This is a genomic window from Blautia luti, from assembly GCF_033096465.1.
GTDB classification, from domain to species: Bacteria; Bacillota; Clostridia; order Lachnospirales; family Lachnospiraceae; genus Blautia_A; species Blautia_A luti.
This window is the reverse complement of the sequence record NZ_AP028156.1, coordinates 905,918-930,662: the sequence shown is the minus strand read 5'-3', so window position 1 is coordinate 930,662 and position 24,745 is coordinate 905,918. Positions and strand designations below refer to the sequence as shown.

General features: G+C 39.2%; 23 protein-coding genes and 2 pseudogenes. 1 reads left to right on the top strand and 24 read right to left on the bottom strand.

Going from position 1 to position 24,745, the window contains the following annotated elements; all coding sequences use genetic code 11:
* Positions 1-24: 24 nt before the first annotated feature.
* The 10 genes and pseudogenes from hypD to R8695_RS04280 all read right to left on the bottom strand — a co-directional run bounded on the left by hypD (position 25) and on the right by R8695_RS04280 (position 12,499).
* Positions 25-1,080, bottom strand: a complete 1,056-nt coding sequence (gene hypD, locus R8695_RS04320; RefSeq protein WP_154780887.1) for a hydrogenase formation protein HypD — start codon at positions 1,078-1,080, stop codon at positions 25-27.
* On the bottom strand, positions 1,080-1,289 hold the full coding sequence (locus R8695_RS04315; RefSeq protein ID WP_118510825.1) for a HypC/HybG/HupF family hydrogenase formation chaperone: 210 nt from the start codon (positions 1,287-1,289) through the stop codon (positions 1,080-1,082). The genes hypD and R8695_RS04315 overlap by 1 nt, the downstream gene beginning before the upstream one ends.
* A gap of 2 nt (positions 1,290-1,291) precedes the next feature.
* Complete coding sequence (gene hypF, locus R8695_RS04310) at positions 1,292-3,649, bottom strand: carbamoyltransferase HypF (protein ID WP_154780888.1); 2,358 nt, start codon at positions 3,647-3,649, stop codon at positions 1,292-1,294.
* Entirely contained in the window at positions 3,642-4,805 is a 1,164-nt protein-coding gene (locus tag R8695_RS04305) for a nitrogenase component 1 (protein WP_154780889.1), read from the bottom strand. The genes hypF and R8695_RS04305 overlap by 8 nt, the downstream gene beginning before the upstream one ends.
* 4 nt (positions 4,806-4,809) lie before the next feature.
* A complete protein-coding gene (locus tag R8695_RS04300; RefSeq protein WP_154780890.1) occupies positions 4,810-6,090 on the bottom strand; it encodes a nitrogenase component 1 in 1,281 nt (426 codons plus the stop codon).
* A complete protein-coding gene (locus R8695_RS04295) occupies positions 6,087-6,881 on the bottom strand; it encodes a nitrogenase iron protein NifH (RefSeq protein WP_279238216.1) in 795 nt (264 codons plus the stop codon). The genes R8695_RS04300 and R8695_RS04295 overlap by 4 nt, the downstream gene beginning before the upstream one ends.
* Positions 6,882-7,210: 329 nt before the next feature.
* A pseudogene (locus R8695_RS17845) lies at positions 7,211-7,546 on the bottom strand (ATP-binding protein); the annotation flags it as partial.
* Between the two features lie 2 nt (positions 7,547-7,548).
* Positions 7,549-7,671 (bottom strand): hypothetical protein, encoded by a 123-nt coding sequence (locus R8695_RS04290; RefSeq protein ID WP_279238217.1) that lies wholly within the window; start codon positions 7,669-7,671, stop codon positions 7,549-7,551.
* 111 nt (positions 7,672-7,782) lie between these two features.
* Complete coding sequence (locus R8695_RS04285; protein ID WP_308418867.1) at positions 7,783-9,534, bottom strand: recombinase family protein; 1,752 nt, start codon at positions 9,532-9,534, stop codon at positions 7,783-7,785.
* A complete protein-coding gene (locus R8695_RS04280) occupies positions 9,527-12,499 on the bottom strand; it encodes a TOTE conflict system archaeo-eukaryotic primase domain-containing protein (RefSeq protein WP_154780891.1) in 2,973 nt (990 codons plus the stop codon). Before R8695_RS04280 ends, R8695_RS04285 begins: the two co-directional genes overlap by 8 nt.
* Before the next feature lie 167 nt (positions 12,500-12,666).
* Between R8695_RS04280 and R8695_RS04275 the strand changes: the two genes are divergently transcribed.
* On the top strand, positions 12,667-12,858 hold the full coding sequence (locus tag R8695_RS04275) for a hypothetical protein (protein ID WP_154780892.1): 192 nt from the start codon (positions 12,667-12,669) through the stop codon (positions 12,856-12,858).
* A 63-nt stretch (positions 12,859-12,921) separates the two neighbouring features.
* Here the strand turns inward: R8695_RS04275 and R8695_RS04270 are convergent, their stop codons facing one another.
* From R8695_RS04270 to R8695_RS04205, 14 genes and pseudogenes are all read right to left on the bottom strand, one after another.
* On the bottom strand, positions 12,922-13,863 hold the full coding sequence (locus R8695_RS04270) for an Abi family protein (protein WP_154780893.1): 942 nt from the start codon (positions 13,861-13,863) through the stop codon (positions 12,922-12,924).
* A 363-nt stretch (positions 13,864-14,226) separates the two neighbouring features.
* The gene (locus R8695_RS04265) at positions 14,227-15,333 is read right to left on the bottom strand and encodes an RNA-guided endonuclease TnpB family protein (protein ID WP_331669659.1); all 1,107 of its coding nucleotides are present in this window, start codon (positions 15,331-15,333) and stop codon (positions 14,227-14,229) included.
* A 479-nt stretch (positions 15,334-15,812) separates the two neighbouring features.
* The gene (locus R8695_RS04260; RefSeq protein WP_154780680.1) at positions 15,813-17,255 is read right to left on the bottom strand and encodes an IS1182 family transposase; all 1,443 of its coding nucleotides are present in this window, start codon (positions 17,253-17,255) and stop codon (positions 15,813-15,815) included.
* Positions 17,256-17,516: 261 nt separating this feature from the next.
* Positions 17,517-18,284, bottom strand: coding sequence for a carboxymuconolactone decarboxylase family protein (locus tag R8695_RS04255; protein ID WP_167829775.1), 768 nt, complete (start codon positions 18,282-18,284; stop codon positions 17,517-17,519).
* Positions 18,285-18,299: 15 nt separating this feature from the next.
* Positions 18,300-18,854 carry a flavin reductase family protein gene (locus tag R8695_RS04250; RefSeq protein ID WP_154780681.1) on the bottom strand — a complete coding sequence of 185 codons (555 nt, stop codon included), beginning with the start codon at positions 18,852-18,854 and terminating at the stop codon, positions 18,300-18,302.
* A gap of 20 nt (positions 18,855-18,874) precedes the next feature.
* On the bottom strand, positions 18,875-19,426 hold the full coding sequence (locus tag R8695_RS04245) for a flavodoxin (protein ID WP_330585211.1): 552 nt from the start codon (positions 19,424-19,426) through the stop codon (positions 18,875-18,877).
* Between the two features lie 71 nt (positions 19,427-19,497).
* The gene (locus R8695_RS04240) at positions 19,498-20,130 is read right to left on the bottom strand and encodes a flavodoxin family protein (RefSeq protein WP_154780682.1); all 633 of its coding nucleotides are present in this window, start codon (positions 20,128-20,130) and stop codon (positions 19,498-19,500) included.
* Between the two features lie 18 nt (positions 20,131-20,148).
* A complete protein-coding gene (locus tag R8695_RS04235; RefSeq protein ID WP_167515486.1) occupies positions 20,149-21,036 on the bottom strand; it encodes an aldo/keto reductase in 888 nt (295 codons plus the stop codon).
* Between the two features lie 105 nt (positions 21,037-21,141).
* The gene (locus R8695_RS04230) at positions 21,142-21,270 is read right to left on the bottom strand and encodes a hypothetical protein (protein ID WP_308418855.1); all 129 of its coding nucleotides are present in this window, start codon (positions 21,268-21,270) and stop codon (positions 21,142-21,144) included.
* A gap of 216 nt (positions 21,271-21,486) precedes the next feature.
* Positions 21,487-22,461, bottom strand: a complete 975-nt coding sequence (locus tag R8695_RS04225; RefSeq protein WP_330585212.1) for a LysR family transcriptional regulator — start codon at positions 22,459-22,461, stop codon at positions 21,487-21,489.
* A pseudogene (locus R8695_RS04220) lies at positions 22,401-22,718 on the bottom strand (recombinase family protein); the annotation flags it as partial. The gene R8695_RS04225 and the pseudogene R8695_RS04220, both read right to left, overlap by 61 nt.
* Positions 22,719-22,829: 111 nt before the next feature.
* The gene (locus R8695_RS04215) at positions 22,830-23,711 is read right to left on the bottom strand and encodes a 3-deoxy-7-phosphoheptulonate synthase (protein ID WP_195978913.1); all 882 of its coding nucleotides are present in this window, start codon (positions 23,709-23,711) and stop codon (positions 22,830-22,832) included.
* A 48-nt stretch (positions 23,712-23,759) separates the two neighbouring features.
* The gene (locus tag R8695_RS04210; protein ID WP_154780685.1) at positions 23,760-24,008 is read right to left on the bottom strand and encodes a hypothetical protein; all 249 of its coding nucleotides are present in this window, start codon (positions 24,006-24,008) and stop codon (positions 23,760-23,762) included.
* Positions 23,992-24,723, bottom strand: a complete 732-nt coding sequence (locus R8695_RS04205) for a hypothetical protein (RefSeq protein WP_154780686.1) — start codon at positions 24,721-24,723, stop codon at positions 23,992-23,994. The genes R8695_RS04210 and R8695_RS04205 overlap by 17 nt, the downstream gene beginning before the upstream one ends.
* Between the last annotated feature and the right edge of the window lie 22 nt (positions 24,724-24,745).

Here is a 24,745-nt window from a genome sequence, read left to right as displayed (position 1 = left end):
TATAACTGAGAAAGTACCGAATCGTTATGAGTATTGATAATACGCAGAACAGGCTCCCTCGCCGGATACCATGCAGGCCCCGACCGGATGCTGCGGAGTGCAGCCTTTTCCGAACACTTTACAATCAGATGGTTTGCATTTTCCCTGCAATACATCGCCACAGCGACAGGCCGGGTTTGGTTTTCCTTCGATTTTCGGCATCTGATACTTGATACGTGCATCGAAATTCTGCCATTCCTGTCTTAATTTCATGCCAGACGCCGGAATCACGCCCAAGCCTCTCCATTCACAGTCACAGGCTTCCATCATCTCATTTACAAGTGCCTGTGCTTCCCTGCTTCCATCCTGTGTCACCACACGCGGATAGCAGTTTACAAAAAACGGCTTTCCTTCCTGAAATTTTACCAGTGCAACTGCCAGTGCTGTCATCAGTTCTTTTGCAGTAAATCCTGCCACAACGCCGCTGACTCCCTCTTCTGTCAGTGCTTCGCACAGACGTGTTCCCGTGATGGCATTGACATGTCCCGGATATAAAAATACATCTGCACTGCCTTTTAACACCTCATAAGCCTGTGGCATGGTTTTATTGGCAGTCAGTATCGAGTAATTCTCCAGTCCATCCGTTTTTGCTGCCTTTACAGAAAGGCATCCAGCCGGTGTCGTTGTTTCAAATCCAACAGACAGAAATGTCACCTGCCTGTCCGGATGTTCTCTGGCATATTCTTCCGCATCTGCCGGAGAATACACGACATGGATTTCTGCTCCCTGTTCACGTGCTCCCGCAAGACTCATCTTGGTCCCCGGTACACGTACCAGATCGCCAAACGTACAGATCGTAACTCCTTTTTCCAGTGCCAGATAAATTGCTTCGTCAATAAAGCTAACCGGAGTCACACATACCGGACATCCAGGGCCGGAAATCAATTCTACCTGCTCTGGCAGCAATTTACGGATTCCCAGTCTGAAGATTTCATGAGTGTGCGTTCCGCATACTTCCATGATCCGTACCTTCGGGCCATCATAATTTTCTATGATCTCCCTGGCGGTTTTCTTTTTCTTTTCACTTTTCTCCTCTGCCATTATAAAAATTCCTCCATGAGCTGTTCTGTTTCACTGTCATCTTCATCAGTGATCTTTGCAATCGCCACACCTGCATGAACCATGACATAATCTCCAGGCTCCAGGTCTTCCAGAAGCTGAGAAGAAACCTCTCTTTTGGCACCGCCTGCGTCGATGAGCGCTGTGCCATTACTGATTTTTACTACTTTTGCAGATAATCCTACACACATTTCTATATCCTCCTGTTCACCCATATATTATTGTTCAAATGCCACATCCCGTATGCGGCCTGTCCGATTGCGATTCCTCCATCATTTGGCGGAATCATGTGATGTCGCAGTACTTCAAATCCTTCCTGTACGAGTCGTTCTTCTGTCAGGCGCAACAGTAATCGATTCTGAAATACACCGCCACTCAGCACGACTTTATTTCTGCCGCTGCTGTTGCGTGCTTCGATGCAGACTGCTGTGATCTGTTCTGCCAGTACCTGATGAAACAGATATGCGAGTCTGCCGCTGTCTGAACCTTGCATTTTTTCTTCTACAATGTACTGTATCAGCATCCTGGTATTCAAAATAAAACGTTCCTCGTTTTTATACACCATCTTGTCTAAGTTTTCATTTCCGGTCGGATTTTCGACTGTTTCCATATCCTGCGGTTCATATGCTTCTGCCGCAAACTCCAGTGCCATTGATGCTTCGCCCTCAAAACTTGACTGACGTCTGATACCAAGTATCGCACTGACTGCGTCAAAAAGCCGTCCCAAACTGGTTGAAATCACTGCATTGATTTTCCGGTCTGCCATGGTAAACTGCACTTTACTTTCCTGTTCAGTGCAAAGACCAAGTTTTTCAATAATCTCCCACGCCTGTTCGCGGTCTTTCGTATATCCATAGATCATAGATACCGCAATACGCCAACCCTCTTTCGCAGAAGCATCACCGCCAATCTGCAAAAACGGGGTAATACTTCCAAATCTTGTAAAATCCTCATAATCTGCCAGCAGAATCTCTCCACCCCAGATCGTACCGTCCGTTCCATATCCAGTTCCATCAAAAGCAACTCCTATAACCGGTTCCTGGCAGTCATTTTCTGTCATGCAGGATAAGATGTGCGCATAATGATGCTGCACCTGAATCATCGGATAGCCAAATTCCTTCGCAACCACTGTAGAATTGTACTTTGGATGCAAATCACAGACCACCGCCTGCGGCTTTACTTCCAGTAATGTCTGAAAACGGTGAATTGTCTCCTGCAATGCCTTTACTGTTCTCAGATCTTCCAGATCTCCCACATATGGAGACGGATAAAAACGACTGTCCACACCGATACAAAAAGTATTTTTCAACTCTCCACCAACGGCAAGTACCTGTCCTTTCCAGTCTGTTGATGTCATAAACGGCAACGGTGCATAGCCTCTGGAACGCCGGATCATGTATGGCTTATTTTTATAGAAATCCATTACCGTATCATCTGCCCTGATCCTGATTTTTCGATTATGTGAAAGCATCGCATCACATAAATGCGACAATTCATCAACTGCTTCTTTATCCTCACGACAGATTGGAGCTCCAGAGGTGTTCCCACTGGTCATCACCAGAACATCCGGCATTTTAATCCCATCATCATACTGAAAAATCAATAACTGCACTGGTGCATAGGGAAGCATCACTCCAACTTTCGGATTTCCCGGTGCTACAGAATCTGCCAGCCTGCCGCTGTTTTTTCTGTCCAGTAGCAGGATTGGTTTCTGATGTCCGGTAAGTATTGTCTCCTGCTCCGGTGTCACAATGCATTCCCGTTTTACCACCGATTCATCCTTTGCCATCACTGCAAAAGGCTTGGCAGGACGTTTCTTTAATGTTCTCAGACGTTTAACTGCTTCTTCATTTGTCGCATCACAGCACAGATGAAAACCTCCGATTCCTTTGATTGCCACAATCTTGCCTTCGCTGATCATTCGACGTGTATATGTAATTGCATCTCGTCCCCGTTCGGATCTTCCGATCAGATACACCTCCGGTCCACATTCATTGCAACACACCGGCTGCGCATCATAACGCCTTGTTTTCTCATCGAAATATTCTTTCGCACAATCCGGGCACATGGGAAATTCTTTCATGCTTGTGCGTTCCCGGTCATACGGCAGTGCATCCAGAATCGTAAGTCTTGGACCACAGCAGGTGCAGTTGATGAACGGATGCAGATACCGTCGGTTTTTCGGATCAAACATTTCTTCTTTGCATTCTTCACAGATTGCAATATCCGGTGAAACAAAGATCTCACCTTTTGTTTTCTCACTTTCAATAATGTCAAATGTTTCAAAATGTACTGTTGTCTCTGCAGTAATATCTTCTGTATTTATTTTTAAAATAGCCGCCCGTTTCGGTGGATGTTCTTTCAGTTCATTCAGGAATCCTTCGACCTGTTCTTTTGTGCCCTGCGCATAAATTTCTACATATGGTCCCTTATTACAGACAGTTCCGCGAATCCCGTGGGTCGTCGCATGGCGACTTACTGTTGGCCGAAATCCAACTCCCTGAACGATACCGTATACCCGGATGCGCCAGGTTATTTCTTCTTTATTCATACACTTCTCCCATTAGACTCATTCGATCGTAATTATAATAATCGTGACTGTCCGTTTTACCCGGTTCTTTTGATCCTCTTGGATTTTTCGGTTCTTTCAATTTTTTTGCTGCTTCCACTGTTACAAGTTTCCCTGACACAGCAAAATGTATGGTATCCACAAATACTCCCTCAAATTTCGGCGTCATTCGTTTCATACACGAATCTGCATAAATCACATCATATGCTCCATTTTCCACCAGCCCGATATAATCTTCCTCATCTCGCAAATTCAGGTCTTCATCCCTGCGAAGTTCCGGTTTCATCATAAACCAGCTCGCCACCGTTACCTGTGCATCCGGTGCTTTCTTTAATATTTCCTCCCGGATAGCACATCCAATTACTTGTTGCTGTACAATAAGCACCTTTTTTCCATGATAATCCATATCACAGACCAACTCATCTACCAGCGGATAACCAGTCTCATAAGGTGTTCCATAGGTGCGTTCCAGATATTTAGCCGCTTCCAAAGCAGCCGGCGCTACTACAATATTTTTTTCCACGCTGGAGACCCTTTTCACATCCTCAAGTCCGTCTCCCATTCCATAACAGACTGCAGTTTTTCCCTCTGCGGCGAAACGTTCCCGGATGCGGTCTGCTGCACGCAGATCACTGATATCCTGCGGTGTCATACCGAGAATCCCTATTCTATTTGCAGTTGCATCTTCCTTTTCGCCTGCAAATACACGAACCAGTTCCAGCCATGCTTTCTCTTCGCCCTTGTCATACAACTCCATGCCATCCGTGTCCACAGTCAGGATCGGCAGATCTACTTTTTTCTCAGTCATGCGTTTCAGTGCATGGTAATCCGTTCCGATTACTGCCGGAACCGGTGTCCCGATGATTGCCGCAAATTTCGCATCCAGTTTTGTCACTGCATCTGCAAGTTTTGCTACCAGGCGGTCATCACGTCCAAGGATCGCATCCATGTCACGAAGCCCCGCACTGAACAGTGCACTTTTGCTCTCAAACCATCGCGGCTCATCAAATCCACAGATATTTCCGGTACAGCCGCCGGCATCACAGATAACGATAATACCACCAAATTCATATAATACAGACACAACCCCGGACTGATCCGGCGCAAAAGGTGTCAGATATTTTCTCAGTCCTCTCATTGTGTTACACCTCCGCCAGTGCCTCAAACAGTCTGCGCACGCCGGCGTAACCGAATGGCTGCCGTTCTTCATTCCAGAGCACGTTTGGACATTCTTTATGGTAATATCCGGCATCTTTTCCAATGGTCAGATTGACACCGGACTGACTTCCGTCATAATACATCATGGTCGGTTCCAGATTGGAAAATACTTTCGTCTCCGGACTGATCTGCGCTAATTGCTTCACATAGATGAAATTTTCACCGGATAAAGTTCCGTAAATCTCCGGCACCTGAAATCCATATCGCACCAGTGCAAGTGCCAGCTCAAACGGATCTCCGTTCATCCATTCTCCAACTGCAAATGCAGCATCCGGATGGACTTCCTTAAATTTTGCCACCGCAGCTTCTGCTGCTTTCCGCGGAAATTCATCATCAAATTCCACACCCAACGCTGCTCCAAAGGCACGATACTGACTGGCAATTTTATCAATCTGATACAGTCTGCGCAGCTCGATATACGGAATTTTCAGCCGATCATGAAAATCCTCTGCCGCAAAACGTGCTTCCGGATGCAATACCAGATTAAAGTTTGCCTCTGACATGGTCTGATATTCCGCATAATCCCTGCATCTGGAAATCTCATGAATCGTTTTTACCCCAGCTCTGTGAAGCAGATCATACAGTTCACAATCATCTACAAGCGGTGAAAAATATCCAAGTAAATTCACTACATTTCCTTTTTTCTTCTTCGGCTCCAGCAAAGAATAAATGGACTGCCGCACATGCACCATCGGCGGCTTTCTTCCTTCTCTGGTCAGTGCATACATATAACATGGCCTTACCGGAATCCCCGCATATTCCTCGGCCTTATGACAGACGCGTTCCATATCTGTACCAAGCAGTGCATCCACGCAGGTAATACATATCATCACAACAGACGGCTTTTTCTCAAGTCCTTCGCAGATTTCTGCTACTGCCTTTGGAATTTTTTTCAGATGTCTTCCTGTTACAATGTCTGTCTCATCCATCAGCAGATAATAAAAACGGTCATGATAGGCTCGCATGGAACTGAGAACCGATGTATTGCGGCCGCAGCATCCCGGAGACACGATCAGCATGATTGAATCCGGAACTGCCAGACCTGCACGTTTGACACCAAATCCTTCTGCTCCCGGGGAATTGAATGCCAGCGTTGCCGGGGAACTGTAGATCAGATGTGTATGGGAAATAAGCTGCTGCGGAATCTTATTTTTTCCAAGTTCATTCAGCTCTTTTACCGTACAAAAATAAGCTTCCTGTTTCATGCTTTTTCCTCTTCTTTCCATAGTAATGTGGCCAGGTCAAAGAAACACTTGCTGATCTCTGAATCCGAATTTCCTTCGATCACTGTCTTTCCCTGCTCTTCCCAGTGGATAATTTCATCACTTCGTGGTACTTCTCCCACAATCGGCACTCCGATTTTTTCGGAAAATGCCTGTACTTTCTCAGTCTCATTTTCCACATTTCTGTGGTTTAACACGATACCAAATACACGGGCATAACTGCGATCTTCAAAGTTTCTGACAGCACTGGAAATATTGTTTGCCGCATACAGTGCCATCTTCTCTCCGGATGTAACGATCAGAACCTTATCCGCATATCCTTCACGGATCGGTGCTGCAAAACCACCGCATACAACATCGCCTAATACATCATATAAAACCACATCCGGTTTATAGTGTTCGAATAATTCCATGTCCTCGAGAAGCTGAAAAGTTGCAATAATTCCTCGCCCTGCGCAGCCAAGTCCAGGTGTCGGGCCACCTGTCTCAATGCAGAGGATTCCGCCGTATCCTTCCTTTGAAATCTGCGCCAGCTTTTCCGGCTCCTCGTCCTCTTCCCTCATAAAATTCATCACCGGACGAAGCGGCTCTCCTCCAAGTAAATTGATGGTGGAATCCGCTTTCGGATCACATCCGATCTGAATGACACGCTTCCCCATATTTGCAAAAGCGGCCGCCAGATTCGAAGTCACTGTGGACTTGCCGATGCCGCCTTTTCCGTATATTGCTACCTTTAACATATTGCCCCTCCTGTTGTTTTGCTGCTTAGTCAAGCGGATAAAAACATTCGCTTTGCTACTTGCTCATAATCAAATAACTGCTCCGCAGTTTATTTGGTTAAATATACAAAAAACCATCTTTCTGGCATTTTGTCAGAAAAATGGTTTCGCAAATTCTTATCTAGTAACTATTTCCGCTCGGATTCTCCTTGCCGTCAGAGTTTTCTTATTTATTGTATTAAAATCGTTTCAATTAATTACTGTTGCGTCTTTTTCAACAAATGTTTCACAGATGTGTGAATCAGATACAGCAATTTTATAGATTAATTTTATCATCTACTATACAAATTAGTCAACACGAACTCTGGTTGTTTCTGGTTTTCCTAAAACTCCAAGCTATCCGCATTAAGCAGAAAATATTTCATACCCATAATCACAAAACCTTCCTCATTTCTCCACGGCTTCTTCGTTCCGTTTACTATCACAATCTTTTTAAACGAATTCGGAATGTTTCTAAATGAGTTAAGTTCCTGTGTCTGCTTTTCCTCAGAAGTCATATCATAAGTCACCTGAATATAATATCTCTGACTGCTCTGATTGACTACAAAATCAACTTCAAACTACTTTCGAGTCGTTTTTCCTTCATCATTTTTTGCATATACCTCTACAATACCAACATCCACACTATAGCCTCTGATGAGCAGCTCATTATAAACAATAATTAGTAGTAGCTCCTATCTAGGAATGATTTTCCGCATCTCCTGATTCCCGTGATAATCTTTACCATCCCATTATCTTTTCTTATCTTTAACTGTTCAAGGTATGCGTCTCTTTTAATTTCCACAAATTTCGCTCCTTATTTGTTCATAAATTAATTTTACTCCAAAATCAGATACATTATCAATGTGAACGATTTAAAAAATAGGAATTCAACACAGTCACTATAGTGAAATCATCATTCCTCATCTTTACCATTTATAATACTGTGGTAATCATCCATATCCACGCTGAGTTTTACCGTGGTATCTGGTTTTCGGTTGCCCAAGAGGCACACAATCTCAACGGTACTTTCGTTGTCCCAACAAAGTTCCTGTGTTTCCCTTTCTCCAAAATACACTGGAAAACGGAACTTTATGTGCTTCAGGAATCTGCCATCTGGCTGCTCCTGCTCGTAAATGTCCACCTGTTCCACAAAGCTGTTAAGAAATTCTTTCTTCTCCAGGTCGGTGAACTTATCATATAGTTTATCAAAATATAAAAGAAATTGATAGACGTTTTCTTCTGATATTTTCTGTTGCCGGATATTCAGCAGGCGATTCTTAACTTCTTCTATACTGTTCTCCACGCCTTCAATTTCATCATATAGACGATATAAGCGTGTCTCCATATCCTGATATTTCTTTTCATAAAATTTATCCATGATATCCAGACTATCCATCTGCTGTCCAAGTCTTGCTTTTGCTCCGGTCAACTGCTTGTGCTGCTTTTCCAATCCTTCAATCTCTTTTTCTATTTCTTCTGTATCTATTCTTGAACCGATTTTATTCAGAATTGCTTCTTCAAATTTAGGATTTTTCACCAGTTTCCGAATAACTTCTTCCACTGCATTGTTAATCTTCTCCTCGCTCCATTGTTTACGATATCCACATTTATGACCATCTACCAGACGACGATGTTTGCAGGCATAATAGAAATAATCCTTATATAAGGTTCCGTCTTTCTTTTTCTTTCGGTTCACGTTTCCATACATACCGCTTCCACATAACGGACATCTCAATATTCCGGATAAAATATGCTCATGATCGAGGCTATGTGTCTTTTCATATTTCACACCTGTTTTTTCTCGTTTTTGATGAGCTAGCTCCCAGTCTGTTTCTGAAACAATCCCTTCATGGATACCATCGTGCAGCATATAATTTTCCTGTTTTACAATGCGATATTCATTTCTTGTTCCAGAAACTTTCTCGTTCTTCCTTCGTCCATAAGCCAGCTTTCCACAGTATACCGGATTATCCAGAACGCCTTTTATAAATGATGCGGCAAATGCGTCCAGTGTATTATTCTGTCGTTTTTTCTTTTTATATCCATGCTGGTTCAGCCATGCAGCAATCGCAGAGATTCCCATATTGGTATGAATAAATTTATCATAGATCAGACGAATAATTTCCGCTTCATCCTCTGCAATCTGCAATTCTCCATTTACCAATTCATAGCCATATGGAGCAAATCCACCGTTCCATTTTCCTTCCCTGGCTTTCTGTTTACGTCCCTCAATTGTCTGAACAAGGATATTCTCCCGTTCGATCTCTGCCACCGCAGACAGAACAGAAATCATCAGCTTTCCACTATCTTTTGAACTGTCAATTCCATCTTCTACACAGATCAGATTCACTCCAAAATCCTGCATTCTTTGCAGAGAGTTTAACACATCTGCCGCATTACGACCGAATCTGGAAAGCTTGAACACCAATACAAACTGCACCTCATCTGTTCCATTCTCAATATTATCCAACATTCTCTGAAATTCCGGTCTGCCTTCTACGCTTTTTCCAGACTTACCTTCATCGGAATACTCATTTACGATTTCCATATTCTGAAATTCCGCATATCTCTTGAGTTTTTCTTTCTGAGCATCCAGACTGTAGCCATCTACCTGCATGGTTGTGGATACTCTGGTATATATATCGCATTTAATCTTCTTATTCACATTTTCTCCTCTCCTCAGAACATCCCAAAGCAATTTCCAACAATTCCGTTGCAACTTGTGAATTTCTGATACGCATTAAGTTATCCCAGACATCAGCTTTTCCAAGTAGATTCATCCCACCATGCCATACTATTTCATCATCAATAACAGCAAAACATTCTTCTACTTCTGTTCTTGTTATCACATTTATTCCTACCAATTGCATTGTTCTGATTAATTCATAACATACATCCGACTTTCCGTAAGTAATATCTTCCGGATCTGTTGTAATAACTGTGACCTTTACCCCTACTTCCTGTCTCTTCTTGATTAGTAATAAAAATCTGTCAATTTTATCCTGTCTGATATCCGGACTGGAAATTACCACCATTTTTTCTGACTCTACAATATCTTGCTCGAATTTTTCGGTATAATTTACAGAATCAAATATTGCATTTATTATTTGTTTAGGTTGCAACTCTTGCGTCCAGATTGAAAATCCCATCTTCCTGTATGTTCTCAATCTTTTTGCATACATTTTATCAAAATAACGCATATGCGAATCGATATAATCATACACATAAACGGCTTCTTTTCCGACATAATCTCTGTTTAATCTACCTACATACTGTTCCAGACGTCCTTCAAAAGATACAGGTGCTGCAAGCATTAATACATCCAGTCTTGGGAAATCAAACCCTTCTCCTATTTTCTGACCAGTTGCCACCAAAATAAGCGATTCATTTTCAGGTATCTGCTTTAATTTTACTCTTATTTCAGCATTTTCCTTATCCGAATTATCCCCATATAGAAGGAATACATGATCTGCTTTTTTCTTTAAGGCTTCATGTAAAAATTTTGCATGTTCCTTAAATCTTGTTAAAATTACAGGAGTTTGTTTTCTTGCAACACAAGTTATAACATCATCTATAATCATTTTATTGCGCACCTTACTGGTACTAATCAAATTATATGCTTTATTAATATTATCCTTGCTTTCTGCAGTATCAACTACTCTCGTGTATCTTGGGACAAAATAATGTCCAATCCCCTGTTCCTTAGCCCTCTCTAACGCAGTAAATCTATGTCTCAAAGGTCCCAGCAGCATATAGATAATCCGATCAAGACTGTCGCCACGTTTAGGCGTAGCAGAAACACCATACACGTATTTTGCATTTATTTTCTGCAATAATTCCATAGATGTATTAGAAGCTACGTGATGACATTCATCCATAATTACCATTCCGTAAGAATTAATTCGTTCATTAAATTTTCCTCTGCTGTACATCGAACCAACCATTGCAACATCTATGATCCCCGTCAATGTATTTTTATTTCCGTGCAAAACGCCTATCACACTATTCCTTTTTTTCTTTCTTCCTGTTTTTGTTTCATATTCCGGTGGTTCTTCTCTTATCTCTAAGAAATGATTCAATTCATCAACCCACTGATTAAGCAAATCTTTACTTTGCAGCAAAATGAGCGTATTTACTTTTCGCTCTACAATAAGGTAACTACATACTACAGTTTTTCCAAATGCAGTTGCCGCACTCAGAACCCCATCTGAATGTGATAATAATTTTTCTGCTGCTAATTCCTGTTGCATTCGCAGATCACCCTTAAAAGATACTCTGATAGGTTGTCCTGTTTCTCTTTGATCTGAAACATCAACTGAAATGCCTGCTTTTTCACATTCCTGTATAATATTTTCCCGCAGTCCTCTCGGAATCTGTATATATCCATCTATATCCTTACCTAAATATACAGCACTAAAATTATAATAATTAGAATATCCCAGCCTTTTATTTTTGTAAAATTCCGGATTATCAAATGCCGCCAAACTACGAATCTGATTTTGTATTCTTGGCATAAGATTCAGAGTATCTATATAAACTCCATTTCCTAATACCATGTGTAGCTTGCCCACAACATCTGAATTACAAAACTCGCATTTCTTCTTCCATGGTTTCGGTCTGACATTCTTCTCCATATTAGTAAGCAATCCTCTGACTTCTGCTAATTCTCTCTGCCATTTTGCCATGCATTGTTCAATATCTTCTATTCCCAGCTTTCTTGTTTTATTAAAAAGAGCATCCCATTGATCAGGATATGCATTCCAATTTTCATCTACAAAAGCACTATTTCCATTTTTAAGCGCCTGCCCCTGTAATGGCAATGCAATCAAATTACCTATGCTGCTTGCCACATCCTGCGAAGGATACATTCTATCATAATAATGAAACGATTTCAGATTGATGGAAGTTGAACCCTTATCTAACAGGAGAAATCCAAAATTCCTTGCTGTTGCCGCAGGTATTGCCTTTTTAAAGAAAATCCATACATGGGCACCTTTTCCAGATCGAGATCTCTCAACTAAAGGTCTGATACCATTAAGCTCACACATTTTTCTAAGTGCTTCTACTTCTTTATGCCACTCATTATCCGTATTTGCAAAGTCCGTAACCTCTGCTCCTTTTTCGTGATTATCAAAATCAAATACAATAAATCTGCATGTACCATTTGGTAATAAAGGATATACACCTATTACATCTGATCCATCTTCTTTTGTGCCTAACAAATGAGCAATTATTTTTTTTACATCCAAACTAATCCATTTGGTATTTTCACATTCATCACAAAATACCTTCTCTTTACGTTGTTTAGGACAAAGCCGGTCATTCCAACGATTTGCACATTGTGGAAAATAGCCCCCGTTCTTTCCCCGTCTGGCATATACATCTTCTCTTCCCCAAAACATCGAAAAGAAACGTATTGCCATTTTCTCTGTAATATACAGCGGATTTACAATACGATTCCCTTGATCCAGGTCATATTCTTCTGCACTTTCTATTTTTTCTTCAAAAGGATTCACCTCTTCATATGAAATGTCTGCTTTCTTCAATTTATCTTTTAATATCTTGTTCTCATATTCAAGCAACCTAACCATCTTTCTCAATGAATCTGCATCATATGCTTCTATGTTCAAACCTTCCACCTACAATTCTTATTATCTCGTAACATAACTTCCATTCAATGTCCCAACTTTATTTTAGTATTTGTTCCAACTATTTTCAATACTTATTTTCTTATTGACGCACTTCTCTGTCAATCGTATAATTAATACACAAAAAAACGAAAAGAGGAGGTGTTCGTATGGCTACTTCAAGTATTACTCATAATTTTGTCATATCCAACCCAAATAGCGTAAAACATTTTATCGCAGCGATTGATGAAGCCGACCGTGACCGCACACCAAAGCAGACACTTCCCGGACGTCAGTTGACAAACCCACAAGAAATCTTATCTTTAATGTCAAAAAGAAAAAAACAAACTCTTAAATATTAAAATTCTTCAATAAAAAATCCTCTAAGACAATAGGTATTTCACTATCTCTTAGAGGATATTTCTTTAATTTAAATGGTATCTGGTAATATTTTTCCAATTTTCTGGGAAACCCATTTTATTCAATAATTCAATTTCGCTTATATGCTCTACCTCTCTGTTTACTCGGTCAATCTCTTTTATAAGCTTTCTTTTAAATTCCAGAAAATCTTTTCCAGGTAATAGATATCTAAAAGCAATCACCACAGCAAACAGATCCTGTTTTCCTTTTTCATACTGATTCCCACTCTGTGGTAATGAAAGTTTTTTATGAAGCGGTGTATCCGCAATAGCATCTACTGTTCTGTATGTAAACAGTCGTTCCCCATGGGCACATACATTCCTATACTTAGTGAGAACAGATAGAAACTGTTCCATCTGATGCTGATTCAAAGGTTCAAAGTTTTTTGATACTTTTGATTTTAAGGACTGCGGAAACACTCGGAACATTTTTGATAAGTTTCCAAACGTAAGTACATTTGCCAAAACCCATAATGGAATTTCACCATATGTCTTGCGGTAATAGTTGATATATGTATAATCTGTGGTCGTTGTTGCTCGTTTCAAGGTCGCTATCAACTTTACGATTGTTGCATGATTTCTTTTTGTATTATTATAATTATTAGCGTCCAGGTACTGCTTCTGCTCTGCTCCATACATTTCAGTAAAATAGTATGACATCAAAGAACGCATCTGTCGCTCAATCTGCAGTAAATATTTAAAGAACAACTCTCTAAGCTCTGCATCAAACTTATACAGACTGACTATTTCTTCAAAACTTGTTCCTACTTTATATTTCTTTGTATTCGATATTCTAAAAAGATGTTTATATCCTCCCATAAGAGGAAAATATCCTATTTGCCGTAACATCTCTTCCGCATATTCTCTGTCTTTTATTCTTATTCCCTTTTCATCACTGATCCAGGAAACCTGGTCACTAAAAGAAGAGAATTTTTTCGGTGTCTGCATCTCATTTCTCCTTAAAACAAAAGAGGGAGAGACCCGCAGGCTCCCCCCCGCCTGTAGGCTTCTCAAGTTTCTACAGAACGATCACTGAGCTTAGTATACGTCATTTTAAATGTCCTGTCAATATGCCAAAACATTCTCTGTCATATCAGCTCAAAATTATTCTATGCTATTTTTCTCCAAATTATCATTCTTTTTTATCAGCTTTTAAAATTTATTTGATGTGACATGCTCTCGCCACTTAAATCTTACAGATTTTGAAGTGGGAGCTTCCTGCTCAATTGCCCTTCAGGGCAAAGCTAAAACAGGCTATCCCCGCGTGTCCCGCGGTTCTTTTTTATCCGGTTACGAATCTTTTCTGTGCTATTATGCACATTTTTTATATATTCTTTTTCCTTCTTCCAGAATATTGACCGCCGCATTCACATCCCGGTCCATCCGGTTTCCACATTCGCATAGGTATATCCGTTCTGATAATGCCAGCTCTTTCTTCTTATGTCCGCATACGCTGCATATCTTACTGGATGCAAAATATCTGTCTACTTTTATCAGATATTTTCCACGTTCTTCCAGCTTATATCCAAGCATGGAAAGGAACTGACCGTATCCGTTATCCTGTATCCCTTTTCCGAAATGCAGGCCTCCGGCTATCCCCTTCAGGTTCAGATCCTCCACACATACTGCGTCATAGTCTTCTGCAAGGCTGTGGCTGAGCTTATGCTGGAAATCCTTCCTCTGGTTCTTTATCTTTTCATGATATAATGCAACCTTTTTCTTCTGTTTCTGATAGTTACGGCTGCCCTTTTCACATCTGGAAAGTTTTCTCTGTTCCCGGGCAAGTTTTTTCTCTGCATTCCGGTAGAACATGGGATATCCGGCTCTTTCACCGGTAGAAAATACACACATCCCATGCATGGCAAAATCCATCCCCAGGAATTTTTCCGCCTGTCTTTTCTCCGCTGTTTGGTTTTCACAGTCGAACAGCAGGCTGGCAAAATATTTTCCGGACGGTTCCCTGCTCACAGTCACTGATTTCAGCTTCCATCCCTCCGGGATCATACGGTGGAGTTTTATTTTTACCGGCTGCATCTTTGGCAGTTTCAGGAACCTGTCCTGCAGACAGATATTCCCATTTACCATATTCGTTGTATAGGATTTCCGCGAATGTTTTTTTGATTTATAATGCGGAAATCCCACTTCCGGTTCCCGAAAAAATTTCCGGAAAGCCCCTTCCAGATTTAACTGTACATTCGCCAGCGCAAGAGAATCTACCTCTTTCAGCCATGGATATTCTTTTTTATATCCGGCCGGCGTATTTTTCAGCATCTTTTTTTCTTCCTGATAATAACGGATCTTATCCGCAAGCATCCGGTTATAAAGAAAACGACTGCAGCCGATCGTCTTCTCTATCTGGGTTATCTGTTTTTTATTTGGATAGATTCTTATTTTTACTGCCCGGTTTATCTTTCTCACCCTGACTCTCTATATACTGATGGATTGTTTCAACAGGTGCTATATTTCAAAGATTTCTTTTGTTCTCTCTGACATCTTATCGTCCAGCATCTTTCTGCTATATTTCATAACCAGAATCAAACAAAAAACACTGAATGAGAATTATTATCTAAACTCATTATGTACACTCACTTATTGCTTATTTCGACCGTCTAAATTTCAAGAGCATATTGTTCTTTTTTCTATTATAATATATTTATTGTATCAGAACAAGTGTTTTTGCGATTTTTTATGAATTTGAGCAGACATGCTCGAATGTGCAATTCATCCCATCACCTATAGGACGCCACTGAAAAAGTGGTAAGTTTAGTATCACAGGGTGTCAAATATGTGCAAAAATGTTCCTTGATAATAAAATATTGCTAAAATAGTGTTTTGAGGGATACAAAATCTACCCTTTTGAGAGATGAATTTTCCTATTTTTCCTCATTTGGGCAGACTTATCCCTTTAGTTTTAAAATTCGTTTTAAATTGACTGCAAATATTGATACTGCTCCTTGAAGTTGCATGTTTGATAGTCCAGCAGCATCACAACGACTATATCCGTGTATATTTTTTAATTCACTATTTTTTGCCTCTATCATATAGCGGGTTTTGAAACGTTCCTTGAAATATTGTGTTTTTTGAAACGCTTCTTGATTTTTATGATAATCCGATTTAATAGTGATACTATACGTTTTGGTTTTTGCATTTTCTTTATAGCAGCCATTACGATAAGGACAGACATGGCATTTATTAATATCGAAAAAATATTTGATACGTGTATTCTTTTTCTGATTACTACGTTTGTCAATTCGATATTTTATAGCCAAATGCCCCGCTGGGCACTGCATGGTATCCGCATCTTTATTAAAGATAAAGCCGTCCTCTGAACGAGTCCCTTTTATGATGCTCGGGTTAAGCTTTGAAATTAATTTATAGTCATTGCTTTGTGCATCTTTTAAATTTTCCAGTGTGGAATATGCGGTATCTGCTATTACTTCATTAACGGTTGCACCTGCTGCTTTACTTTTTTGAACCAGTACTGGAAGTTCCTGACCATCAAATGCTTCGCCGGATGTGATTGTTGCTGCTGTGATAATCCGTTCATCTGTCATGGCCAAATGAGTTTTGTATCCGTAAAAAGAAGAATTGACCGCTTTATGGCCAATCCGGGCATCCGGGTCAATGGATTGATCATAACAATCAATCTGATTATCCAAAATTTCGGATAACATAGAAGATTCTTCTTTAATCGTTGGCAGTTCTGAATACGGACTTTCCTGAACTGTGTTTAATAATTCATGACAGTATTCATTATACTCATCTAAAGAAGCTCGTTTTTCAGGTTCATCTGGCAGATAAATGTCTTTATCAGAATCCTTTAAAGCTGCTTTTAAAGAAGTAGAGGCTTTTTTCAACATTTCTCTCTGAGTAGTTTTATGATAACGGGCTTCTGTATGAGTTGAGTCAACAATTATAGTATTGCTTTTTAAAACACCTTGATTTATGGCAAGTTCTACACTTTTATTTATGAGCAGATCAAGTATATTTTCATCTTTTAAACGCTGCTTTCTGAATTTGGTTAAAAGACTAGGATGGATAACCTCTTCTTCTGGCGTTAATTCCAGAAAATATTTAAAAGACATATCATATCGTGATCTTTCAACAACACCATTATCAGAAAGGTTATAAAGATATTTTAAAAGCAGATATTTAAATAGCAATATAAGGTTTTTTGCATTACGTCCATTATCAAGGCAATATTTATTTTTTAATTCATCATATATAAAAGAAAAATCGACCAATTCCCTGATTTTTCTTAGAATATGATCTTTTGGAACAATCATGTCATATAAATCTGAATAATAACTAAGGCTAAGTTTAAGTTGGGATGATAACATTTCAACCTCCGACAATTATGATACCTTAATTATATCAGATATATGATTTTACGACCACTTTTTCAGTGGCGTCCCTATAGAGGTGAGGGAATTCTTGCTACGGTTGTTAAAAATATATGAAAAGATCTGGGCTGATGAGCCTGAAATGATTGAAGCAAAATATCAAGAGATTCAGGAACTATATCCACAAGTTGGTTCCTTTCATGGACAACAGATATCAAGTTTTTTAACAAAACAGGCATAATTTTGGGGAGAAAGTATTTATTTCAGTTTCTCATATATTTCATCCGTTACTATTTCACACCATTCTGATGATGTTTTTTCTCCCGGTACTTCAATTGCCAGATGTGAAAACCATTCATCCGGTGCTGCTCCATGCCAGTGTTTTACTTCTGCCGGAATATTGACACAATCTCCAGGTTTCATTTCTACTGCTTCTTTTCCTTCTTCCTGATAGTATCCACATCCTGCAATGCAGATAAGAATCTGTCCGCCTCCGCTTTTTGCATGATGAATATGCCAGTTATTCCTACAACCAGGTTCAAAAGTCACATTGAAAATTCCAACCTGTGACGTAGACACAGGAGCCAAAAAACTTTTCCCTGTAAAATATTGTGCAAATTTATCATTTGGCTCTCCAATCGGGAATAGCATCTTTTTAGCATGAGCTCTCATTGCTTCATCTTCATATGAAAGATCACCTTCGTCTATACTCCAGACATCTTTTGCAAGATTGAATGCCGCCCATCCTTTTGGCCACCCTGCATAAAATGCTATATGGGTAATCACGGCTGCAATTTCTTTCTGAGTCACTCCATGAGCTTTTGCATTTTCAAAATGATGTACTAAAGATGTATTAATCATTCCTGAAGCGATAAGTGCTGTGACTGTTATAATACATCTTGTCTTTACATCAATATCCTGATTATTCCAGTTTTCTCCAAACAAAACATCATCATTAAAATGTGCAAACTGTGGTGCAAATTCATTCAGTGCGTTTCTTCCTGCTGTCTGTACAATTTTTTTCACTTTAATCACCTGTCCTTATTTTAACTTTGCTCCATCCTTAAAAGCATTTCCCACACGTTCTCCAAGTTTGTAATATCCGTGATGTACCGGATCATATGTAATTGGTGTAAACTTACTAAGATCAATTTCTCCGTCATCACCGAGATATTTCTCATCTGCACTTACATTTTTAATTTCCGCAAGATACTTGCTGCCATCAATGACTTTTACAAGTTCACACTCAAGAGTCAATGGAAGTTCATTGATGATTGGTGCATTTACAAATTCACCTTTCGTTGTAGTAAAGCCTGCTTTTTTCATCTTATCTGCTTCTTTATTTGCAGAAACAATTCCCACATAATCACAGGAAACCAGATGTTCAAGATCTGCCACCCCTACTGTAAAAGCCTTATTTTTTATAATATTGTCTGTTGTCTTATGGGCAGACAAATCTACAATAATCTCATTTGCACCTACAATTCCGCCCCATGCAGCGTTCATTGCATTTGCCTTTCCATTTTCATCATAGGTTCCCAGAATCATAACCGGCTGTGGATATAAAAATGGCTTTGCTCCAAAATTTTTTCTCATTGTTTTATCTCTCCTTATGGTTATTTGTTTATATCAGTATTTATCTGCCCAATCCATTCTGTAATCACCTCTTCTGAAGTTTCCAGATGATCTTTTCCTTTGGAATCAAACTGAATCTGCATTTCATGTGCAAAGGCAGCTCCTTTGCAATTTTCCTCCATATCTTTTATAACATGCCCCGGCCATCCACCATTTGTCATAAATGGAATCACTGTCTTTCCTGTAAAATCATTTGTTGTCAAAAATGTAAGCACTGCAGGTGCCATCGTATACCACCACGTTGGAGTTCCGATAGCAATCACATCATAATCAGCAAGATTTACAGATATCGGATTAATCTGAGGCATAAAGCCTGCCTCTACCTCTCTTTTTCCCTGTTCAACCACATCTTCATGACTGCCGCTGTATGGCTCTGCTGTTTCGATTCTCGCAATATCTGCACCTGTCCCATTAGTCAGCTGCTCTGCAATTCTTTTCGTGTTTCCATTTGACCAGGAATAATATACAACTAACATTTTCTTCATTTTTATATCCATTCCTTTCTTTCCTATTACTGAAATCCTTTCACCCAATCAGCAATCTCCTGTTCACTTTCAGCCACATCATTTCTTGAAATACTTAACCCATCATGTCACGCTAATTTCTATCGGATGAAATTGGTAAATACAAAATCCGGTGCCTTTGGCATTTCAATTCCCATTTTTGTCGCAACATTTTTACAGTTAATGAAGTATGCCATATTGTTTCCAAGGATCTGCATAACCTGCATTCCTTCGAGATCCTGTTTTACTTCATCCGGATTCGTCCCATGTACCATATTCCAATATCTCGATGTGATAATCGGCATCTGCATAAGCCCCAAATATTTATTTACCTGATCCCACGTTGCAGTTGTTCCTGCCCTTCTTGCTGAAATCACCACTGCTGCAGGTTTCAGGCGGAATCTGTTGCCGTCACCATTTAAATCGGCATAAAATACTCTGTCCATAAAGGATGTGATTGCACCGCCTGCACCACCCCAGTGTACTGGCGTTCCAAATACAAATCCGTCATAATCCCCTGCTATTTCCAGAAATTCATTCACGATATCATCCAGAATACATTTATTTTTTTCCTGACATTTTCTGCAAGCAATACATCCTGAAATCGGCTTATTCCCAATCCAGAAAATATCTGTACTTATGCCATTTTCATTTAATGCACTGGATACTTCACAAAGAGCTGTATAAGTACAGCCATTTTCGTGTGGACTGCCATTGACAAGTAATACTTTCATTGATTTTTCCTCTTATGCTTACCAGTTCCTTTTTTCTTTTGAACTGTCATTATTCTTTTTTCTTTCCTCAACCATCTTCACGAACCATTCCACCATATTCGGATCCTGATGCGAGAAAAAGGAGCTTGTCTTCTTGTCCAGTTCTGCAATAGTCTTCATATCTTCATCAGAAAGTGTGAAATCAAAAACATTAAAGTTTTCTTCCATTCTCTCAATGTGTGTTGATTTCGGAATAACCACTACCCCTCTCTGAATATGCCAGCGAAGCATAACCTGTGCCGGAGTCTTCTGATATTTTTCTGCAATCTCTGCGATGACAGGATTCTCAAAGGTGCCTCCTCTGCCCTCACCGAATGGTGCCCATGCTTCTAACCGGATATCATATTTGTCTGCCCATTCCTTCATCTCTTTCTGCTGATTGAAGATGTGGGTTTCCACCTGATTTACCATAGGTTTAATGCGGTTGAAGGATGCAAAATCAACCATTCTGTCTACATAAAAGTTGGAAATTCCGATTGCTCTGATTTTTCCCTCATCGTACAGATCTTCCAATGCATGGTAAGCACCATAAGCATCTGAAAATGGCTGGTGAAGCAATACCAGATCCAGATAATCTGTCTTTAACTTTTTCATGGATTCAAGAACTGATTTCTTTGCTTCTTCATATCCATAATGTTCAACCCACACCTTTGTTGTAAGGAAGATTTCTTCTCTTGGAATACCTGACTTTTGGATTGCATGCCCAACCTCTTCCTCATTAAAATAACTCTGTGCTGTATCAATCGCCCGGTATCCAACTTTTAAAGCATCAAGCACACATCTTTCACATTCCTCTTTTGTTACCTGATATACGCCATATCCCAGTATTGGCATTTTTACACCATTATTTAATGAAACATATTCCATTGTCGTATCCTCCTTGTTTTCATACTGTTTTCTTACATTCATACTATATAACTGATAGATTCTTTTGAGAAGTTTCGATAAGTTTTTCAGTCTTAACCTTTCGGTTTATTCACATTTTGAATATTTGTGCCTTTTTGTTGTATCTGGGAGATATAAATTTTCCATACTTCTGTATGATGCAATTTCTTTTTCTCCAAAGTAAGCTGTTCCATAAGAACCAAGCCTGGCTGCCATCCTGGCTCCAGCCGAGCCTCCCAGAGAGAATAACCCGTCATATCAATCGGTAGTTTCTCTACATTTTCATGTAAAAAAACAATTGCTCTGGCAAGATTCTCACAGGCAGTCTGTGCTTCCGGACGATAAAAAGTATAACAAAACGAGACTCCATTAGAAGTCTCGTTTTGTTATTCAGTATTAACCTTTAGGTTTTTACTCATTTGAATGATGTCTTCATTTTACCTTGTTAATAGCATTTATCAGCCGCTTAACCTTAATGGACGGTTTTTTCGAATGAAGAATTCCAAACGGCATAGTATAATCCCACTCTACTGGAATGATTCTGATCAGTGGATGAACACTTTCCCAGCTCTTGAATGCCAGTAATACCTCATTATTGTTTTCGCATCGGTTAAATGCTTCTACATTGTACAGATTAAAGTCTACAATATTGATTTCAGGATGATTTTTCATCATATCATCCCTTAGCATATCGCCATAATAACTCCATCCTCTTTGCATGAGCATAAGATTTTCTCCAGCCAGATCATCAAGTGTAATTTTTTCTTTTTTTGCCAGCCTGTGATGAATTGATACCGCCACACAAAATGGTTCTCTTGAAATCTCAGTACCATCACAGCCTCTGAGTTCAAGCATTGTTTCATCAAAGATTCCAGCTATCACATCAATATTCTTTCCCATATTAGCCAGTATCTCTCTTGCATTCTCTGGTGTATTTTCAAATGTAATCAATTTAAACTTTATCTCCGGATATATTTTCTGTATCTTAGGCCAAAGTTCCACAAAAACTTCCGGTGGCGTCATCGGAGATATTCCAACACGAATGATTTCTTCATTATGATTCATTGCTTCCTGCGCCCGTATCAACGATTCTTTTGAATATTGAATCAGATATTTTGCATCCTGATAGAGCGATTTACCAGCTTCCGTAATAATAAGACCTCTGTGTGTTCTTTCAAATAATTGCAAATTTAAGCTGTTTTCCAAAGAATTTATCTGTTTAATAACCGCAGGTGCACTTATATATAATTCTTCTGCCGCTTTACTAAAGCTTCCAGCTTCGACAACGCAGATAAATGTATCAAGTTGTGGATTATACATCATGTAATTCACTCCTCTTTGTGATTTTAAATCATCTGAAATGCTTTCAGTGCCCCAATAATTGCCTCTTCTTTCTCCTTCGGACATTGTGGTTGCTTTGCTCCCTCTGACCTAGGAATATTAAAATTCTCCGCTAATTCAATTCCACACTTTCTCTTCACCTGTGCAATATACAGATCAGATACCTTCATCCCATCATTATACTCTGCAACATACTTCTTTATCTCCTCATAAGTAGCCTTGCTCTCAGCCGCCGTTAAATCCATCTCGTCCATGTCAAGTCTCACATTCACATGATATTTCGCTTCATGGAGTTTGGACAAAAGGCATACCGTCTCAACGTGCGGTATAACTTCACTTCGTATTAACATTCGCGCACAATTTGGTGCTTTTGTTATTTTTTGCACTCCTGAACGCTAATTACAAAAAGTTGCACCATTCTGGCGGACTGTTTATCATTTAATAATAATATTCTGAAGTGGTATTTGTGAAATCGTAGCAGATAATAATGAGTTTCTAAATGTTTCACTTTCACAAACAGTCTTATTCTTCAGCAAATCCTCAACTGTTAGTTTACCTGTTACTAACGCCATAACCAAATCTTCATAAAAGCACACTTCCTCATACCCATTATAATCTATAGCACTAGCTCTTACAAAGTTTTCTTCTATACTCGGCTTACCACAAAATCCCTGATTTAATACCAATTCTCTTGCAACTTTATCATAATCATGACTTATATCAAAATATACTACCGGAACTTCATATCTCAAGTTACATAGGTCCTGAAAAAAATAGCCCATGCCATTTCTGCTCACCTTTATCTGTAGCCCCGCCTCTATACCTGCAGCATAAGACGACTTGATCATCGCTCTCATTCCTTCATCATCCACCCAAACTATATCCCTTTGTGTATCTGCTGGATTATAGATTGATGGATAATCAATCTTTGTTCTCATAAGCCCAGTACCCACCGCCTGAAAACGCTCTGCTGTTTTGCTTTTAGCTTTTTTTCTTCTAGCAATAGATAACCATTTTTTATTAATCTCCTCATCTTCTCTACATCTTCTTACTATCACTGCTTCAGCAATTTTTCCCAGTAATGACATAGTTGTTTTTTCAGGGTTCAATTGGAATATTGTTTTCAATGCAAAAACGTTATCTTCATATCTAATAATACCCAAATCGTCAAATAGAATATCAAATAACTTTTGCCCTGTGTAATAATTTAAAATTTCAATATTCTTTCTTCCGTTCATAAACTCTTCAAATGTCTGAGAAGCGATTATCTTTCCATTACCATTACGAACAGCAATTATTAATTCACTTTCATACATTAACATCACCTGATTTCTATCATTGATATACTAGAGTCTTCCTGCTACCTATCTCATAATCATTTCAATTGCCCCTTGTCGCGACATCCCGTAATCCTCGATAAAAACATTAATCGTCTCACCAGTACTTCTTTTATATATTTTTGCTTCTCCTAACGTTGTAAATGGACCTTCAATTATTTCTTCAGGTTCCACCTCGACAGAATCCAATATCTCTAACCATCCATAATCATAACCATCAATTTCATAGGTCACTAAGCCTCTTTTAAAATTTACCTTCTCAACTATCGCTCTCATGTCTTACTCCCTCCATATCGACATTTTTCCATCTCAATAATAAAGCTAAGTATATAAATGTACTCAAAGTACAAATACCGAAAAGTGCAAGGGATATTATTGGTAAACACAAACATTCAAGTGTATTCATATGATTTATCAATGCACATATAAGCGGGAAAAACACTCCAAGAGCCGAAAAAGTAACAAAAAGACATAACCCGGCTTTCATTCCTTTTGGCTTTTTGAACTGCTTCTTTTTATCTTCATATTGCTTTTTCTCAAATCTTAATTCTTCAATTCTTAATCCTAATTGCTCCGCCTCTCCTTTTTTTTGATGATACCAGATTCCAACCTGCTGAGGCACAATGTCATCAACATCAATTAATGAAGATACAGAGAATAAAGGATTCGAATTCTGCTTTCTTGCATTCTTCTCTACCTCACGTATTATTTTCTTGCAAACATTATAGTCAAAGTCATTTGTATACTTATTCGCCAATACAACTGGAACTTTATCCGAATTTACCTTTATAAAAATGTCCTCATCCAAATTTGCTATTTCCTCGTATATTTCCAAAGCTCTACTCCAATATTTTTCCATTATGAAATAATCCAGTCTAGGTTTTTCTTCTGTTTTATACACTACATCTATACTTCTATTATCCAATAGCATAGAATCCTGATAGTACTGGACTGCATCAAGTTTAAATTGTTTGTCATGTTGCTTTGCCATATGAGATCCTCCTTCAGCATGC

What these genes read in the sequence shown, in the direction of transcription:
- R8695_RS04250 (WP_154780681.1), bottom strand. Translation starts at nt 18,854, where the DNA reads ATGAGAAAAAATTTTGGAGCAAAGCCATTTTTATATCCACAGCCGGTT.
- R8695_RS04275 (WP_154780892.1), top strand. Translation starts at nt 12,667, where the DNA reads ATGGCTACTTCAAGTATTACTCATAATTTTGTCATATCCAACCCAAAT.
- R8695_RS04270 (WP_154780893.1), bottom strand. Translation starts at nt 13,863, where the DNA reads ATGCAGACACCGAAAAAATTCTCTTCTTTTAGTGACCAGGTTTCCTGG.
- R8695_RS04205 (WP_154780686.1), bottom strand. Translation starts at nt 24,723, where the DNA reads ATGGCAAAGCAACATGACAAACAATTTAAACTTGATGCAGTCCAGTAC.
- R8695_RS04215 (WP_195978913.1), bottom strand. Translation starts at nt 23,711, where the DNA reads ATGTATGAAAGTGAATTAATAATTGCTGTTCGTAATGGTAATGGAAAG.
- R8695_RS04240 (WP_154780682.1), bottom strand. Translation starts at nt 20,130, where the DNA reads ATGAAAGTATTACTTGTCAATGGCAGTCCACACGAAAATGGCTGTACT.
- R8695_RS04300 (WP_154780890.1), bottom strand. Translation starts at nt 6,090, where the DNA reads ATGAAACAGGAAGCTTATTTTTGTACGGTAAAAGAGCTGAATGAACTT.
- R8695_RS04305 (WP_154780889.1), bottom strand. Translation starts at nt 4,805, where the DNA reads ATGAGAGGACTGAGAAAATATCTGACACCTTTTGCGCCGGATCAGTCC.
- R8695_RS04225 (WP_330585212.1), bottom strand. Translation starts at nt 22,461, where the DNA reads ATGTCCGAAGGAGAAAGAAGAGGCAATTATTGGGGCACTGAAAGCATT.
- R8695_RS04230 (WP_308418855.1), bottom strand. Translation starts at nt 21,270, where the DNA reads ATGGCAGCCAGGCTTGGTTCTTATGGAACAGCTTACTTTGGAGAAAAA.
- R8695_RS04210 (WP_154780685.1), bottom strand. Translation starts at nt 24,008, where the DNA reads ATGAGAGCGATAGTTGAGAAGGTAAATTTTAAAAGAGGCTTAGTGACC.
- hypF (WP_154780888.1), bottom strand. Translation starts at nt 3,649, where the DNA reads ATGAATAAAGAAGAAATAACCTGGCGCATCCGGGTATACGGTATCGTT.
- hypD (WP_154780887.1), bottom strand. Translation starts at nt 1,080, where the DNA reads ATGGCAGAGGAGAAAAGTGAAAAGAAAAAGAAAACCGCCAGGGAGATC.
- R8695_RS04315 (WP_118510825.1), bottom strand. Translation starts at nt 1,289, where the DNA reads ATGTGTGTAGGATTATCTGCAAAAGTAGTAAAAATCAGTAATGGCACA.
- R8695_RS04235 (WP_167515486.1), bottom strand. Translation starts at nt 21,036, where the DNA reads ATGGAATATGTTTCATTAAATAATGGTGTAAAAATGCCAATACTGGGA.
- R8695_RS04260 (WP_154780680.1), bottom strand. Translation starts at nt 17,255, where the DNA reads ATGTTATCATCCCAACTTAAACTTAGCCTTAGTTATTATTCAGATTTA.